The 15,979-nt window shown below is 72.3% G+C and carries 13 protein-coding genes, 1 pseudogene and 1 riboswitch; of the genes and pseudogenes, 5 read left to right on the plus strand and 9 right to left on the minus strand.

Annotated features, from left to right (window positions below; translation table 11 throughout):
- Window positions 1-90: 90 nt before the first annotated feature.
- The 5 genes from ACF061_RS34960 to thrC form a co-directional block, all read right to left on the minus strand.
- On the minus strand, window positions 91-1,233 hold the full coding sequence (locus ACF061_RS34960; protein WP_392271046.1) for an NADH:flavin oxidoreductase: 1,143 nt from the start codon (window positions 1,231-1,233) through the stop codon (window positions 91-93).
- Between the two features lie 194 nt (window positions 1,234-1,427).
- A complete protein-coding gene (groL, locus tag ACF061_RS34965) occupies window positions 1,428-3,050 on the minus strand; it encodes a chaperonin GroEL (protein ID WP_009189265.1) in 1,623 nt (540 codons plus the stop codon).
- A gap of 467 nt (window positions 3,051-3,517) precedes the next feature.
- The gene (locus tag ACF061_RS34970) at window positions 3,518-3,721 is read right to left on the minus strand and encodes a cold-shock protein (protein WP_009189266.1); all 204 of its coding nucleotides are present in this window, start codon (window positions 3,719-3,721) and stop codon (window positions 3,518-3,520) included.
- A 430-nt stretch (window positions 3,722-4,151) separates the two neighbouring features.
- On the minus strand, window positions 4,152-4,427 hold the full coding sequence (locus tag ACF061_RS34975; protein ID WP_392271047.1) for a MoaD/ThiS family protein: 276 nt from the start codon (window positions 4,425-4,427) through the stop codon (window positions 4,152-4,154).
- A complete protein-coding gene (gene thrC / locus ACF061_RS34980) occupies window positions 4,424-5,707 on the minus strand; it encodes a threonine synthase (protein ID WP_392271048.1) in 1,284 nt (427 codons plus the stop codon). Before thrC ends, ACF061_RS34975 begins: the two co-directional genes overlap by 4 nt.
- A 17-nt stretch (window positions 5,708-5,724) precedes the next feature.
- Window positions 5,725-5,868, minus strand: a riboswitch (SAM riboswitch).
- Between the two features lie 186 nt (window positions 5,869-6,054).
- On the opposite strand from thrC, the gene ACF061_RS34985 reads away from it, so the two are divergent.
- Both ACF061_RS34985 and ACF061_RS34990 read left to right on the plus strand, forming a co-directional pair.
- Window positions 6,055-6,999, plus strand: a complete 945-nt coding sequence (locus tag ACF061_RS34985; protein WP_392271049.1) for a glucosyl-3-phosphoglycerate synthase — start codon at window positions 6,055-6,057, stop codon at window positions 6,997-6,999.
- Window positions 7,000-7,122: 123 nt separating this feature from the next.
- Window positions 7,123-8,553: a trehalose-6-phosphate synthase gene (locus tag ACF061_RS34990; protein WP_392271050.1), complete on the plus strand. Its 1,431-nt coding sequence runs from the start codon at window positions 7,123-7,125 to the stop codon at window positions 8,551-8,553.
- 195 nt (window positions 8,554-8,748) lie between these two features.
- Here the strand turns inward: ACF061_RS34990 and otsB are convergent, their stop codons facing one another.
- From otsB to ACF061_RS35005, 3 genes and pseudogenes are all read right to left on the minus strand, one after another.
- Window positions 8,749-9,624 (minus strand): trehalose-phosphatase, encoded by an 876-nt coding sequence (otsB, locus tag ACF061_RS34995; protein WP_392271051.1) that lies wholly within the window; start codon window positions 9,622-9,624, stop codon window positions 8,749-8,751.
- Window positions 9,625-9,767: 143 nt separating this feature from the next.
- Window positions 9,768-9,998: pseudogene (locus tag ACF061_RS35000) on the minus strand (DUF3263 domain-containing protein); the annotation flags it as partial.
- A gap of 455 nt (window positions 9,999-10,453) precedes the next feature.
- The gene (locus tag ACF061_RS35005; protein ID WP_392271088.1) at window positions 10,454-11,707 is read right to left on the minus strand and encodes an ABC transporter substrate-binding protein; all 1,254 of its coding nucleotides are present in this window, start codon (window positions 11,705-11,707) and stop codon (window positions 10,454-10,456) included.
- Between the two features lie 128 nt (window positions 11,708-11,835).
- Between ACF061_RS35005 and ACF061_RS35010 the strand changes: the two genes are divergently transcribed.
- The 3 genes from ACF061_RS35010 (at window position 11,836) to ACF061_RS35020 (ending at window position 14,994) form a co-directional block, all read left to right on the plus strand.
- The gene (locus ACF061_RS35010) at window positions 11,836-12,777 is read left to right on the plus strand and encodes an ROK family protein (RefSeq protein ID WP_392271052.1); all 942 of its coding nucleotides are present in this window, start codon (window positions 11,836-11,838) and stop codon (window positions 12,775-12,777) included.
- Window positions 12,777-13,925: an N-acetylglucosamine-6-phosphate deacetylase gene (gene nagA, locus ACF061_RS35015; protein ID WP_392271053.1), complete on the plus strand. Its 1,149-nt coding sequence runs from the start codon at window positions 12,777-12,779 to the stop codon at window positions 13,923-13,925. Before ACF061_RS35010 ends, nagA begins: the two co-directional genes overlap by 1 nt.
- 139 nt (window positions 13,926-14,064) lie before the next feature.
- Window positions 14,065-14,994, plus strand: a complete 930-nt coding sequence (locus ACF061_RS35020; RefSeq protein WP_392271054.1) for a 1-phosphofructokinase family hexose kinase — start codon at window positions 14,065-14,067, stop codon at window positions 14,992-14,994.
- 3 nt (window positions 14,995-14,997) lie between these two features.
- On the opposite strand, the gene ACF061_RS35025 is transcribed toward ACF061_RS35020, so the two are convergent.
- Window positions 14,998-15,948, minus strand: a complete 951-nt coding sequence (locus ACF061_RS35025; protein WP_392271055.1) for a carbohydrate-binding protein — start codon at window positions 15,946-15,948, stop codon at window positions 14,998-15,000.
- Window positions 15,949-15,979 lie beyond the last annotated feature (31 nt).

Below are 15,979 nucleotides of genomic sequence, written 5' to 3' on the forward strand. Positions count from 1 at the left end.
TCGATTTGATTGACTTAAGCAAGTTGTATTCCGGCCAGAGGGAGGCCGGCGGCCCGCGAGGGGCCACCGGCCTCGTGCCGGGTCAAGGCGTCAGCTCAGCGTCTTCAGCGACTCCGCGTCGTACGGCCTCAGCTCCTCGGAGCGGCCCTGGAGCACCTTGGCCGCCCACTGCGGGTCCTGGAGCAGCGCGCGACCCACGGCGACCATGTCGAACTCGTCGCGCTCCAGGCGGTCCAGCAGGTTGTCCAGGCCGCCGATCGCCGCGCCCTCGCCCTGGAACGCCTTGAGGAAGTCGCCGTCGAGGCCGACCGAGCCGACCGTGATGACCTGCTTGCCGGTGAGCTTCTTGGTCCAGCCCGCGAGGTTGAGGTCCGAGCCCTCGAACTCCGGCAGCCAGTAGCGGCGGGTGGAGGCGTGGAAGACGTCCACGCCGGCCTCGGCCAGCGGGGCCAGGATCGCCTCCAGCTCCTCGGGGGTCTCGGCGAGGCGCGCGTCGTAGGCGTCCTGCTTCCACTGCGAGTACCGGAAGATGACGGGGAAGCCGGGCGAGACGGCGGCGCGGACCGCCGCCACGACCTCCGCCGAGAACTTCGTACGGGCCACCGCGTCGCCGCCGTAGGCGTCCGTACGGCGGTTGGTGCCCGCCCACAGGAACTGGTCGAGCAGGTAGCCGTGGGCGCCGTGGATCTCCACGCCGTCGAAGCCGATGCGCTCGGCGTCGGCGGCCGCCTCGGCGAACGCGCCGACGACGTCGTCGATGTCGGCCCGGGTCATCGCCTTGCCGGCGCCCTCCGTCCCGTCGGTCCGCAGCCCGGAGGGGCCGACCGCCGGCGCCTGCGGGAACGGCCCCCTGCCCTGCCTGCGGACCATTCCGATGTGCCACAGCTGCGGCACGATCGTGCCGCCCGCCGCGTGCACGGCGTCGGCGACCTTCGCCCAGCCCGCGAGCTGCTCCGCGCCGTGGAAGCGCGGCACCCGAGTGCTCTCCCCCGCCGACTCGTGCCCCACGTAAGTGCCCTCGGTGACGATCAGGCCGACACCCGCGGCGGCGCGACGGGCGTAGTACGACGCCACGTCCTCGCCCGGGACGCCGCCCGGGGAGAACATGCGGGTCATCGGGGCCATCGCGATGCGGTTCGGGACGGTCAGGCCGCCCAGCGCGACCGGACGGGAGAGGACGCGGGCCGCGCGGGAGGCGTTCTCGGGGACGGACTCGGACGTGGTGACGCTCATGGGACTCCTCGGCAAGTGCGGATACCAGACGGTATGTGCATGTGCATCAAGTCTGCGTCGTCGTCAACCCCGCCGTCCACCCCGGCATTCCGGCCCCGGGCGCCCGCGTTCCGGAGAACGCCGAGGGCGGCACCCCCTGTCTCCAGGGGGTGCCGCCCTCGGTACGCGACGGACGGGTCCGATCCTCGAAAGGATCAGAAGTCCATGTCACCGCCCGGCATGCCGCCGCCGGCCGGCGCGGCGGCCTTCTCCGGCTTGTCGGCGATGACGGCCTCGGTGGTGAGGAACAGCGCGGCGATGGAGGCGGCGTTCTGCAGCGCGGAACGGGTCACCTTCGCCGGGTCGATGATGCCCTCGGCGACCAGGTCGACGTACTCGCCGGTCGCGGCGTTCAGGCCGTGGCCCGGGGTCAGGTTGCGCACCTTCTCCACCACGACGCCGCCCTCGAGGCCGGCGTTGACGGCGATCTGCTTCAGCGGGGCCTCGAGCGCCAGCTTGACGGCGGCGGCACCGGTGGCCTCGTCGCCCTCGAGCTCCAGCTTCTCGAACACCTGGGAGGCCTGGAGCAGGGCCACGCCACCACCGGCGACGATGCCCTCCTCGACGGCCGCCTTGGCGTTGCGCACGGCGTCCTCGATGCGGTGCTTGCGCTCCTTGAGCTCCACCTCGGTGGCGGCGCCGGCCTTGATGACCGCGACACCGCCGGCGAGCTTCGCCAGGCGCTCCTGCAGCTTCTCGCGGTCGTAGTCGGAGTCGCTGTTCTCGATCTCGGCGCGGATCTGGTTCACGCGGCCGCCCACCTGCTCGGAGGAGCCGGCACCGTCGACGATGGTGGTCTCGTCCTTGGTGATGACCACCTTGCGGGCCTTGCCCAGCAGGTCGAGGGTGGCGTTCTCCAGCTTGAGGCCGACCTCCTCGGAGATGACCTCGCCGCCCGTGAGGATGGCGATGTCGCCGAGCATGGCCTTGCGGCGGTCGCCGAAGCCCGGGGCCTTGACGGCGACGGACTTGAAGGTGCCGCGGATCTTGTTGACGACCAGGGTCGACAGGGCCTCGCCCTCGACGTCCTCGGCGATGATCAGCAGCGGCTTGCCCGACTGCATGACCTTCTCCAGCAGCGGGAGCAGGTCCTTGACCGAGGAGATCTTGGAGTTGGCGATGAGGATGTACGGGTCCTCGAGCACCGCCTCCATGCGCTCCATGTCGGTGGCGAAGTAGGCGGAGATGTAGCCCTTGTCGAAGCGCATGCCCTCGGTGAGCTCGAGCTCCAGACCGAAGGTCTGCGACTCCTCGACGGTGATGACGCCTTCCTTGCCGACCTTGTCCATGGCCTCGGCGATCAGCTCGCCGATCTGGGTGTCGGCGGCGGAGATGGAGGCGGTGGAGGCGATCTGCTCCTTGGTCTCGACCTCCTTGGCCTGGTCGAGCAGGGCGGCGGAGACGGCCTCGACGGCCTTCTCGATACCGCGCTTCAGGGCCATCGGGTTGGCACCGGCGGCCACGTTGCGCAGGCCCTCGCGGACCAGCGCCTGGGCGAGCACGGTCGCCGTGGTCGTACCGTCACCGGCGACGTCGTCCGTCTTCTTGGCGACTTCCTTGACCAGCTCGGCGCCGATCTTCTCGTACGGGTCCTCGAGCTCGATCTCCTTGGCGATGGAGACACCGTCGTTGGTGATCGTGGGGGCGCCCCACTTCTTCTCGAGGACGACGTTCCGGCCCTTGGGGCCGAGGGTCACCTTGACGGCGTCCGCGAGCTGGTTCATGCCGCGCTCGAGGCCTCGCCGCGCCTCCTCGTCGAACGCGATGATCTTGGCCATGTGAAGTGGTCCCTCCAGGACTGGGGGTGATTCCTTCGGACCGCGCCCGCGCCCGCGACGGACGGCTCGCCGGCCTCGTGGTTCCTTGCCCCACCCGGCCCGCGGGCCTCACCGACCCGGTCCTCGTTGTCACTCTCACCTTCAGAGTGCTAACGCAATGATTAGCACTCGACCCCTGAGAGTGCAAGCGTCGGCGAAGTGGATCCGACGCGGGGCGGCGGTCGGACGGCGGCGGGCGGGAGCGCCCCAGGGGCCCGCACCGGCGCCCGCGCACCCGCGGACACGCCGCGGGTCGCGGCGTCCGGCGTCCGCCCCGTGGTCCGGCGCCCGCCCCGTGATCCGGCGTCCGCGCGCCCGTGGGCACACGCCCGCACGGACGGGCCCCCGCCGGACGGACAGGCCGAAGGGCCCGCACCCCCCGGCGGAGGTGCGGACCCTTCGAAGATCGCTTGCGGTGGTCGCGCGATTCAGGCCGTGACGCGAACCATGTCGGCCTGCGGACCCTTCTGGCCCTGCGAGATCTCGAACTCGACCCGCTGACCCTCTTCCAGCGAGCGGTAGCCGTCCATCTGGATCGCGCTGTAGTGGACGAAGACGTCCGCACCACCGTCGACCGCGATGAAGCCGTACCCCTTCTCCGCGTTGAACCACTTGACGGTGCCCTGAGCCATGCCTAACTCCCCTATTACTGGCCCTTGCACAGATCCACACTTCGCGGATCCGGGTCAGACCTCACCCCCCGTGGATCGGGGGCGTGCGCCGGAACGCGTCGACCGCGGCCGAATGTATCTGTCCAACTGCCGTCTGCAACAGGTCAATCGGACGAGAATTCTGGACGGGAGCGGTCCGGAATGTGGGGAGAATTCGCCACACTTCAGGGCAAGTCGGGCCCGACAAACAAGGCAAATGCCGCGAAAAGCCCGCGCACTTTGGCTACTTCTGATCGGCGGGCGGCAGGAAAAAGAGGCTTCCTGATCCGTTGGTCAGGAGCGCGTTCCCCAACTGTACCGCGCTCAACCACACAGAATTGCCCCCTCCGTTTCTCTCACGGAGGGGGCAATCGGACGAACGGTCGGTAATCGGAGTTACCTGAGGTAAGGCTCAGCCGCCGGCGACCGCCGGGATGATCGACACGCCGGCGCCGTCCGGGGTGGAGGTCTCCAGGCCCTGCTCGAAGCGGACGTCGTCGTCGTTGACGTAGACGTTGACGAAGCGGCGCAGCTTGCCCTGGTCGTCCAGGACGCGCGCGGCGATGCCCGTGTGGTTCTTCTCCAGGTCGGAGATGACCTCGGCGAGGGTCGCGCCCTCGGCGCTCACCTCGGCCCGGCCGCCGGTGTAGGTGCGCAGGATGGTCGGGATGCGAACGGTCACGCTCATGCGAGGCCAGCCTCTCGGAAGGAGTCCAGGTTCGGACGGATGGTCGCGGTCAGGCCGGTGCCCGCCACCGCGTCCAGGGTCTTCAGACCGTCACCGGTGTTGAGGACGACGGTGGTCTTGGCCGGGTCGAGGAGGCCGTTCTCGATCAGCTTCCTCGTCACGCCGACCGTCACACCGCCCGCCGTCTCGGCGAAGATGCCCTCGGTCCGGGCGAGCAGCTTGATCGCGTCGACCACCTGTTCGTCCGTCACGTCCTCGACCGCGCCGCCGGTGCGGCGCGCGATGTCCAGGACGTAGGGGCCGTCCGCCGGGTTGCCGATGGCGAGGGACTTGGCGATGGTGTTCGGCTTCTGCGGCCGTACCACGTCGTGCCCGGCCTTGAAGGCGGTGGACACCGGCGAGCAGCCCTCGGCCTGGGCGCCGAAAATCTTGTACGGCCGGTCCTCGACCAGACCGAGCTCGATCAGCTCCCGCAGGCCCTTGTCGACCTTGGTGAGCTGCGAGCCGGAGGCTATCGGGACGACGATCTGGTCGGGCAGCCGCCAGCCGAGCTGCTCACAGATCTCGTACGCCAGCGTCTTGGAGCCCTCGGCGTAGTACGGCCGCAGGTTGACGTTGACGAAGCCCCAGCCCTCGCCGGCCGGGTCGCCGATCAGCTCGGAGCAGAAGCGGTTCACGTCGTCGTAGTTGCCCTCGATGCCGACGAGCTCGCCGCCGTAGATCGCGGCCATGACGACCTTGCCCTGCTCCAGGTCGTGCGGGATGAAGACGCAGGAGCGCAGCCCGGCCCGGGCGGCGGCGGCGCCGACCGCGCCGGCCAGGTTGCCGGTGGAGGAGCAGGACAGGGTGGTGAAGCCGAAGGCGCGGGCGGCCTCCAGGGCCTGGGCGACCACCCGGTCCTTGAAGGAGTGCGTCGGGTTGCCGGAGTCGTCCTTCACGTACAGGCCGCCGGTCACGCCGAGTTCGCGGGCGAGGTGGTCGGCCTTGACGAGCTTGGTCCAGCCCGGGTTGATGTTCGGCTTGTCGGCCACGTCGGCGGGCACGGGCAGCAGCGGGGCGTAGCGCCAGATGTTCGCGGGGCCCGACTCGATCCGCTTGCGCAGCTCCTCGGTGTCGTAGGCCGAGAAGTCGTAGGCGATCTCGAGCGGGCCGAAACACTCCTCGCAGGCGAAGACCGGGCCGAGGGGCACGCGGTGACCGCATTCGCGGCAGCTCAGCGCCGCGGCGGGGCCGAGGTCTACGGTGGAGTCGGTGCTGCTTGCGACGGTCTGCACAGCCATGGAGGCGAGGCCCTTTCTCCTCATCTTCCTCACGACGCATCTCGCCGTGAGACGGATTTGGCACCTTCCCTAGCCGGGAGCCTCGCAATGGATCGTCGAGACCGGCTGGAGGGTTGCCGGGGCTTCATCGGGCCGTGTCCCTCTGCCCCTCTGGATGAGCGGTATTCGATTGTGGAGACGCGGCGACCCCGGCATGCGATGGTCATCCGCGTTGTTCAAGACTGTAACCGAAGGCCGGGACAGTGAGAGATAGTCGTCCGAACCGCGAGACAGATCACAGCATGATGTGATCCGCGCCCTGGCGCGAGCGGTGGCCGTACCGAGCAGGAGTTAAGGAGCCGTCGACCGTGCTGGAAGAAGTCGAGCGCTGGCTGAGGACGCGTTCCTGGTCCGTGACCGATCGTCCGCTCGCCACGGTCCTGGCCGCGAAGCGCGCGAGCGGCTCGACGGTCAGCGTGGTGCTGCCCGCGCTGAACGAGGAGGAGACGGTCGGTGACATCGTCTCCGTGATCCGCCGCGACCTGATGCGGCAGGCCCCGCTCGTCGACGAGGTGGTGGTCGTCGACTCGGGCTCCACCGACCGCACCTCGCGGGTGGCGGCCGCCGCGGGCGCCCGGGTCGTGCACCGCGACGCGATACTGCCCCGCATCCCGGCGGTCCCCGGCAAGGGCGAGGTGCTGTGGCGCTCGCTGCTGGTCACCCACGGGGACGTCGTCTGCTTCGTCGACGCCGACCTGCGGGACTTCTCCTCGGACTTCGTCACCGGGATCGTCGGCCCGCTGCTCACCGACCCCGGCGTGCAGCTCGTCAAGGCGATGTACGACCGCCCGCTGGCCGGCGCCGCCGGGCAGGGCGGCCGGGTCACCGAGCTGATGGCCCGCCCGCTGCTCAACATGCACTGGCCGCGGCTGGCCGGCTTCGTGCAGCCGCTCGGCGGCGAGTACGCCGCCCGCCGCTCGCTGCTGGAGCGGCTGCCGTTCCCGGTCGGCTACGGCGTCGAGCTGGGCATGCTGGTCGACGCGCTGCACCTGGTCGGCCTGGACGCGCTCGCCCAGGTCGACGTGGGCGAGCGCAAGCACCGGCACCAGGACGGGCAGGCGCTCGGCCGGATGGCCGCCGCGATCTACCGCACCGCCCAGCTGCGTCTGGCCCGCGGCCATCTGATCCGTCCCGCCCTGACCCAGTTCGAGCGCGGCGAGGACGGCTTCGAGCCGCGCACGTACTCCGTGGACACCGAGGAGCGCCCGCCGATGACCGAGATCGCGGAGTACGCCGCCCGGCGGGTGGCCTGAGACGGGCGGCGCGCGAGGGCGGCGCGAGGCGGGTGGCCTGAATCCCGCACCGCGCCGCGGTCGCCCGGCTACGAAGCCGGACCGTACGTTTGAGTGTTCGGGGGCCGGGCTAGGTTGAGGACCATGGCTGCTACGCACGGTGCCGGGGTGCTGGTCGCGTCCAATCGCGGACCGGTTTCGTACGAGGTGCACGAGGACGGCTCGCTGCACGCGAAACGCGGTGGCGGGGGGCTGGTCTCCGGACTGTCCGCCATCGGCCCGGACGCGGGCGCGGTGTGGGTGTGCGCCGCGCTGAACGACGCCGACCGGGAGGCGGTGCGCCGCTTCGAGGGCGGGCACAGGCTGCCGTCACAGGACACCGGCGGGCAGCAGGTCCGGATGCTGGACATCGACCCGGACGTCTTCTCCGACGCGTACAACGGCATCGCCAACTCGGTGCTGTGGTTCGTGCACCACATGCTCTACCAGACCCCGCTGGAGCCCGTCTTCGACGCGGAGTTCCGGCGCCAGTGGGCGTCGTACGAGGCCTACAACCGGGCGTTCGCCCAGGCGCTGGCGGAGGAGGCGGCCGAGGGCGCGGCCGTGGTGGTGCAGGACTACCACCTGACGCTGGTGCCGGGGATGCTGCGCGACTTCCGGCCGGATCTGCGGATCGGGCACTTCTCGCACACGCCGTGGGCGCCGGTGGACTACTTCCGGCTGCTCCCCGACGACATCGCCCGGCAGGTGCTGCACGGCATGCTGGGCGCGGACCGGCTGGGCTTCCTCACCCAGCGGTGGGCGGACGCGTTCGCCGGGTGCTGCGACGCCCTCGTCGGCGGGCTCGGGGGCACCCGGATCGGGGTGCACGGGCTGGGCGCGGACGCGGAGTTCCTGCGGGAGCGCTCGCACCGGGCCGACGTCAAGGAGCGGATGGCGGCGCTGCGCGAGGAGATCGGCGCGGCTCCGGACGGCGGTGCGCGCCGGACGATCGTCCGGGTGGACCGCACCGAGCTGTCGAAGAACATCGTGCGCGGTCTGCTGGCGTACCGGCAGCTGCTCCAGGACCGCCCCGAGTGGCGCGAACGGGTGGTGCACGTCGCCTTCGCCTACCCCTCGCGGCAGGACCTCGCCGTGTACCGGGAGTACACGGCCCAGGTACGGCGGCTGGCGGAGGAGATCAACGAGCGGTACGGGACGCCCGGCTGGACTCCGGTCGTGCTGCACGTCAAGGACGACTTCGCCCGGTCGCTGGCGGCATACCGGATCGCGGACGTGGCGCTGGTCAACCCCATCCGGGACGGCATGAACCTGGTCGCCAAGGAGGTGCCGGTCGTCTCCGACGCGGGGTGCGCGCTGGTGCTGTCCCGGGAGGCGGGGGCGTACGCGGAGCTGGGCGACGACTCGATCGCGGTCAATCCGTACGACGTGGTCGGTACGGCGGACGCGCTGCACGAGGCGCTGAGCATGGCGGGCCCCGAGCGGGCGGAGCGGAGCAAGCGGCTCGCGGCCGCCGCCACCGCCCTTCCGCCGGCCCAGTGGTTCCTGGACCAGCTGGGAGAGCTGGACGGCTGATCGGACGGCGCCCCCGGGTGCGCGGGGCTCCCCCGAGGCGCCGGGCACCGGCGGAAAGGCGCGCGCCCGCGATGTGCGCGGGGTCCTCCCGGGGCATCCGGCACCGGGAGACGGGCGCGCGCCCACGAGGTACGCGGGAATCCCCCGGAGCGCCCGGCACTCGGAGGAAGCCGCGTGCCCACGAAGCGCGCGGCCCTACCCGAGCCGGTCCGCCAGCGTCCTCAGCAGTTCCACCACGCCCGCCGGACCGTTCACCACCAGGTCGGCCCGCTCCGACAGCTCCGTTACCTCCGTGCTGCCGCTGCACACCAGGACGCCCGGTACGCCGTCGGAGCGCAGCTTCTCCACCGCGGCGAAGGCGGGGAGGTCGCCGAGGTCGTCGCCGGCGTAGAGGACCGAGGCGGCGCCCAGGTCGCGGACGTACTCCGCCAGCGCCACGCCCTTGTCCATGCCCGGGGGACGCAGTTCCAGGACCATGCGGCCCGGCTCGACGATCAGGCCGTGCCGGGCGGCCAGGTCGGCGAGGGGTCCGCGCAGCCCGTCGAAGGCGGCCTGCGGGTCCTCGGCACGGCGGGTGTGGACGGCGAGGGAACGGCCCTTCTCCTCGATCCAGGTGCCGTGCCAGGCGCCGATCCGGTCGAGGAAGCCCGGGAGTTCGGCGCGGACGGCGGCGACTCCGGGGTGCGGGGCCGGGGCGGTGACGTTCCCGGTGGCGGCGTCCCAGCGTTCGGCGCCGTAGTGGCCGAGGACGACGAGGTGCTCCAGGCCGGGTACGCCCGCGAAGCCGCCGTGCCGCACCGCGACGCCGGCCGGGCGTCCGGTGACCACCACGACGGCGGCCACCTTCGGGGCGAGGACGGCCAGCGCGGGCACCGCCCCCGGATGGGCCCGGGCCCGGTCGGGGTCGGGCACGATGGGGGCGAGCGTCCCGTCGAAGTCGAGTGCGATCACCGCCCGTTCCGGCCGCGCGAGGAGGGCGTCGAGACCGTCCCGCCCGGCCCGGGTGGCCGGCGTCGGCAGGGACGGGTCGAAGTCGGTCGAGGCGGTGTCCTGCTTGTCATGGCTGCCCATGTGCCGAACCTATCCACACTCGGCCGGGCCCACTCCTCCACAGCGCCGGGACCGGCCCGTGCCGTCCGCCGCTCCCGTCGTCGCCGCGGCGGGCCGGATCACCGCCGGGCCGGGCCGGGGCCGAGTCGCGTCGGGCCGCCGCCTCACCGCCCGGACCGGCGGGTCTCCCGTATCCGGCGCAGGCGGTTCACCGTGACCGGGTCGTGCGCCAGCGCGCGGGTGTCGTCGAGGAGGGCGTTGAGGAGCTGGTAGTAGCGAACGGGTGACAGGCCGAGCTCCTCGCGTATCGCGCGCTCCTTGGCGCCGGGGCCCAAGAAGCCGCGCCGCTCCAGGGCGAGGATGTCCCGTTCCCGGCGGCCGAGCCGCCGCTCCTCGCCCGGGCCCTGCCCCCCGGCCCCGGCCGCGGCCTCGCCTTCGCCTTCGCCTTCGCCTTCGCCTTCGCCGGAAGCCTGGCCACCGGCCCCGTTCCCGCCGAGGGTCCGGCCACCGGCCTCGTCCTCGCCGGCAGGGGACCGGCCATCCTCCTCATCCCCGCCGGAGCTCCGGCCACCGGCCTCGCTCCCGCCGAGGACCCGGCCGCCTTCCTCGCCTGCGCCGGGGGCCCGGCCAGCGTCCTCGCCCCGGCCCGAGGTCCGGTCGCCGCCCTCGCCCCGGGGGCGCTCGTCGTCCCGCTCGTCCATACCCGGCACGGTAGCTCGCGGCGCCGACAACCACGCGGGCCGACCGCCGGGGCCGCCCCGGGCGGGGCCCGAGGGGCCGTGAACCGAGCCCGACGGAACCCGCGGGACTCGGTCCGGCTCGCGGCCCGGCACTGTCCGGACGGGAGTCCCTAGCCCGCGCTCTGCGCGCTCTCCACCTGGGACGCCGTGGTCTGCAACTGGTTCAGGATCGCGGTGGGGTCGCCCTCGGGGCTCACCGTCCGGCCGATCTCCTTCTTGATGTCCGCGCTGACCTGCGCCCAGGACGTCTTGCCGAACGGATAGAGCTGGGCGAGCGGCAGCTCCTCCAGGAACGGCCACAGGTTCTTGTCCTCCTGCGCCGCGCTCATCGCGTCCGAGGCGGAGCTGGTGACGGGCAGCAGGTCGTACTCGCGGGAGAAGTCCAGGACGTTCTTCTCGCTGTAGACGAAGTCGAGGAAGTCGCCGATCTGGTCCTTGTGGCCGTGCTTCTTGAAGGCCATCATCCAGTCGGTGACGCCCATGGTCGCCTTGGGCGTTCCGTTCCTGCCCGGCACCGGCACCATGCCGAACTTCACGCCCCCCTTCGTGGCCTGCTGCATCAGCGTGGGGTGGCCGTCGAGCATGCCGACGTCGCCGGCCGCGAAGGCCGAGAACGCCTTCGCGCGGTTGAGCTTGCCGGGGGCGACCGGGCCGGTCAGGCCCTTGCCGACCAGCTCGTCCTTGAGCCAGGTGAACGTCTCGGCGTTCTCCGGGGAGTTGATGGTGTAGGTGCCGATGTCGTCGGTGTAGCCGGCCCCGCCGCTCAGCAGCCACTGAAGGGTCTCGGCCTGCGCCTCCTCGGGGCCCAGCGGCAACGCGTACGGGTACTTCACCCCCTTGGCCTTCAGCGCCTGGGCGTCGGCGGCGAGCTGGTCCCAGGTCTTGGGCGGGGTGGTGATGCCCGCCTGGGCGAAGAGGGTCTTGTTGTAGAAGAGCACGCGGGTGGAGGCGGCGAACGGGATGCCGTACTGCACGTGGCGCAGCTGTCCCGCCTCGGAGAGCTGGCCGAGGAAGTCGGCCTGCACGGGGATGGAGAGCAGGTCGTCGGCCTTGTAGAGCAGGCCCTTGTCGGCGTAGTCGGCATAGGCGCCGATCTGCGCCATGTCGGGCGGGTCGCCGGCGTCGGCCATCTCCTTGACCTTGCGGTCGACGTCGGTCCAGGGATAGACGCTGACCTCGACCTTCACGCCCGGGTGCCGGGACTGGTAGTCCCGGGCCAGCTGGTCCCAGTACTTCTGCGAACCGTTGGCCGCGGAGTCCCCGTAGTCGGCGGCGACCAGTCGGAGGGTGACGTCGGAGGAGCCCGTGCTCCCGCAGCCGCCGAGAACCGCCGTCATGCCCACTGCGGACACCACCGCGATCATTGCTTTACCGCGCCGCTGCACTGCCTCTTCCGCCCCTGCCGTCTCGCCGTTCACCATGTGGACACGATAGGTCTACACCACGTGAGTGGACTAGACCTCTCGCGGGTCGAAGGGCCACACTGTCCCCCGTGAGACACGTCATCGCTCTCGATGTGGGCGGCACCGGGATGAAGGCCGCGCTGGTCGCCGCCGACGGCGCGCTGCTGCACCAGGCACGCCGCGCGACCGGTCGCGAGCGCGGGCCCGACGCCGTCGTCGAGAACATCCTCGGCTTCGCCGCCGAGCTGCGGGCGCTGGGCGTCGAGCGCTTCGGCGAGCCGGCCGCCGCCGCGGGCGTCGCCGTCCCCGGCATCGTCGACGAGGAGCGGGGCGTCGCCGCCTACGCGGCCAACCTCGGCTGGCGCGACGTACCGCTGCGCGACCTGCTCGCCAAGCGGCTCGGCAGCCCGGTCGCCCTGGGCCACGACGTGCGCACCGGCGGGCTCGCCGAGGGCCGCATCGGCGCGGGCAGGGGCGCGGACCGGTTCTTCTTCGTGCCGCTGGGCACCGGGATCGCGGGGGCCATCGGCATCGACGGCCGGGTGGAGGCGGGCGCGCACGGCTTCGCCGGCGAGATCGGCCACATCGTCGTGAGGCCCGGCGGCATCCCCTGCCCGTGCGGGCAGCGCGGCTGTCTGGAGCGCCTCGCGTCCGCGTCGGCGGTCAGCCAGGCCTGGGCCGAGGCGTGCGGGGACCCCCGGGCGGACGCCGCGGACTGCGCCAAGGCGGTGGAGTCCGGGGACGCACGGGCACAGGCGGTCTGGCAGGAGGCGGTGGACGCGCTCGCCGACGGGCTGGTCACCGCCCTCACCCTGCTGGACCCGCGCACGCTGATCATCGGCGGCGGTCTCGCCGAGGCGGGGGAGACCCTGTTCGCACCGCTGCGGGAGGCCGTCCGCCGCCGGGTCACCTTCCAGAAACTGCCGTCGATCGTCCCCGCCGCCCTCGGGGACACCGCCGGATGCCTGGGCGCGGGCCTCCTCGCCTGGGACCTCCTCAACACTTCCAACTTCCCGGAGGTAGCCACCTGATGGCCGCTAGCAAGGTTCTCACCGGAGCCCGGGTGGTGCTGCCCACCGGGATCGTCGACGGCGGCCGCGTGATCGTCGACGGCACGCGGATCGCCGACCCCGGCACGGCCGCGGCCGACGCCGAGACGATCGACGCCACCGGACACTGGCTGGTCCCCGGGTTCGTCGACATCCACAACCACGGCGGCGGCGGCGCCTCCTTCTCCGGCACGGCCGACGAGGTCATGACCGCCGTCCGCACCCACCGGGCGCACGGCAGCACCACCCTCGTGGCCTCCACCGTCACCGACGACATGGGCATCCTCACCAAGCAGGCCGGCCTGCTGTCGGAACTCGCCGAGCAGGGCGAGATCGCGGGCGTCCACTTCGAGGGACCGTTCATCTCGCCGTGCCGCAAGGGCGCGCACTCCGAGGCCCTGCTGCGCCACCCCGACCCGGCCGAGGTCCGCAAGCTGATCGACGCGGCCCGCGGGCACGCGAAGATGGTCACGCTCGCCACCGAGCTGCCCGGCGGCATCGACTCCGTACGGCTGCTCGCCGAGCACGGCGTGATCGCGGCGATCGGGCACACCGACGCGACGTACGAGCAGACGGTGGAGGCGATCGACGCGGGCGCCACCGTCGCCACCCACCTGTTCAACGCGATGCCGCCGGTCGGCCACCGCGCTCCCGGTCCGATCACCGCCCTGCTGGAGGACGAGCGGGTCACGGTCGAGCTGATCAACGACGGCGTGCACCTGCACCCGGCCGCCCTGGAGCTGGCCTTCCACCACGCCGGCGCGGCTCGGGTCGCCTTCATCACCGACGCCATGGACGCCGCCGGCATCGGCGACGGCCGCTACATGCTCGGCCCCCTGGAGGTCGAGGTCGCCGAGGGCGTGGCACGGCTGGTGGAAGGCGGTTCCATCGCCGGTTCGACGCTGACCCTGGACCGGGCCTTCCAGCGCGCGGTGACCGTCGACCGGCTGCCGGTGGAGGACGTGGTGGCCGCGCTGTCCACCAACCCGGCCCGGCTGCTCGGACTGGACGACCGGGTGGGCTCCCTGGAGCCCGGCAAGGACGCCGACCTGGTGGTCCTGGACCAGGACTTCGCGCTCAAGGGCGTGCTGCGGCGCGGCGAATGGGTGGTCGATCCGCAACTGGGCTGATCCGTCCCCCGTCCGGCCGCGGTGGCCGATCCGAGGGGTGGGCGGTGGGCCGTCCGTTTGGCATGATCGAAGCCCCGGGAACGCCCGGGGCATCGTGACAGGCGTGCCAGGCGCACTTACTCGGGGGAGGTCGGGCCAGGTGATCCTCACGGTCACTCTGAACACCGCTCTCGACATCACCTACCGGGTGCCGTCGCTACGGCCCCACGCCTCGCACCGGGTGACGGAGGTGGCCGAACGGCCCGGCGGCAAGGGGGTCAACGTCGCCCGGGTCCTCGCGGCCCTCGGCCACGAGGTGACCGTCACCGGCTTCGCGGGCGGAGCCACCGGACGCGTGCTGCGCGACCGGCTCTCGGCCACGCCCCGCGTGGTGGACGCGCTGGTCCCGGTGGCCGGCGCGACCCGCCGCACGATAGCGGTCGTGGACGAGCGCCTGGGCGACACCACCCAGCTCAACGAGCCCGGGCCGGTGGTCGCCCCCGCCGAGTGGTCCGCCTTCCAGGACGTCTACGAGGACCTGCTCGGCTCGGTGTCGGCGGTGGCGCTGTGCGGCAGCCTGCCGCCCGGCCTGCCGGTGGGCGCGTACGCGGGCCTGGTGCGCACCGCGCGCGCCGCGAACGTCCCGGTGCTGCTGGACACCAGCGGCGAGGCGCTGCGCCGCGGCATCGCGGGCCGCCCCGACATCGTCAAGCCCAACGCCGACGAGCTCGCCGAACTGACCGGCTCCCACGACCCGCTGCGCGCCACCCAGGACGTCCGCCGGCGCGGCGCCCGCGCGGTGGTGGCCTCGCTCGGCGCGGAAGGGCTGCTGGCGCACACCCCGGAGGGCCTGTGGCGGGCCGCACCGCCGGCCCGCGTCCAGGGCAACCCGACCGGCGCGGGCGACTCCGCGGTCGCGGGCCTGCTCTCGGGCCTCGCCGAACGCCTCCCCTGGCCGGACCGCCTGGCCCGGGCCGTCGCCCTGTCCACCGCCACGGTCCTGGCCCCGGCGGCCGGCGAGTACGACCACCCGGCCTACGAGAAACTGCTCGGCCGGGTGGCGGTGACGGGGGAGGTCAGCGCGGCGTGAGGGTCAGCTCGACTTGACCCAGCCCTTGGCCATCCACAGCTGGTCGAGGTTGGCGTCGCACTGGTTGCCCTGCTCGCACGAGATCTTGATGGTGTTCGTGCCCTTGGTGAGCTGGACATAGTTGAAGGTCTTCGTCCAGCCCTTCTCGTAGTCGCCCTCGGGGGCGTGCGCCCAGTTCATCAGCTTGACGGGCGTGCTGGACGGGGTGCCGTTGACCGTGAGGGTGGCGGTGCCGTCCTTGCCCGGGACGCCGTAGCCGATGAAGACGGTGTACTTGCCGTCCTCCGGGATGCCGTTGACGGTCCAGGTGACCGAGGCGCCGACGTTGTTGAAGTTCCCCACGTAGACGCCGCCGTCCGCCTGGGCGCCCTTGACCGACGAGGCGGTGGTGGCGCCGCCGCCCAGCAGCAGCGCCTTGGCGTCGATCTTCGGCAGCTCGCCGTCGGGGGCGACGCTGCTGCTCGCCGAGGAGGTGGGCTGCGGGGAGTTCTGGGTGGGCGCGGGGGTACCGCCGCCGGCCTGACCGGCGGTCTTGTCCTCGCCCTTGTCGCTCATCATGGCCATGCCGATGCCGATGACGACCGCGGCGACCACCGCGACGGCGCCGATCAGCAGACCCTTGGTGTTGGGCCCCCTGCGGCCACCGCGGCCGTTGCCGCCGCGGTCCTGCTGCCGGGGCGGCTGCGCGCCGCCCGGGAGGGTCTCGGGTGCGGCGTAGTGGGCGTTCTGCTGGCCGTACGCGCCCTGCTGTTGAGCGGGGGCCTGCCCGTACGGCGCGGTGGGGGCCTGCTGGCCGTACTGCCGCTGGCCGACCGTGCGGACCCGGTTGACCGATCCCGGATAGCCGTATCCGCCGGACGGCGGCTGGGCTCCGTTGGCCTGGCCGTCGGCGTACAGATAGCCGAACGGGTCGTCGTCCTCGGGCGTGCTCGCGCCGTTGTTGCCGGGCGTCATCCCTTGGTGCTCCTCAACAGTGCGGGTCGGA

It is taken from the genome of Streptomyces sp. NPDC015220, assembly GCF_043079345.1.
GTDB lineage: Bacteria > Actinomycetota > Actinomycetes > Streptomycetales > Streptomycetaceae > Streptomyces.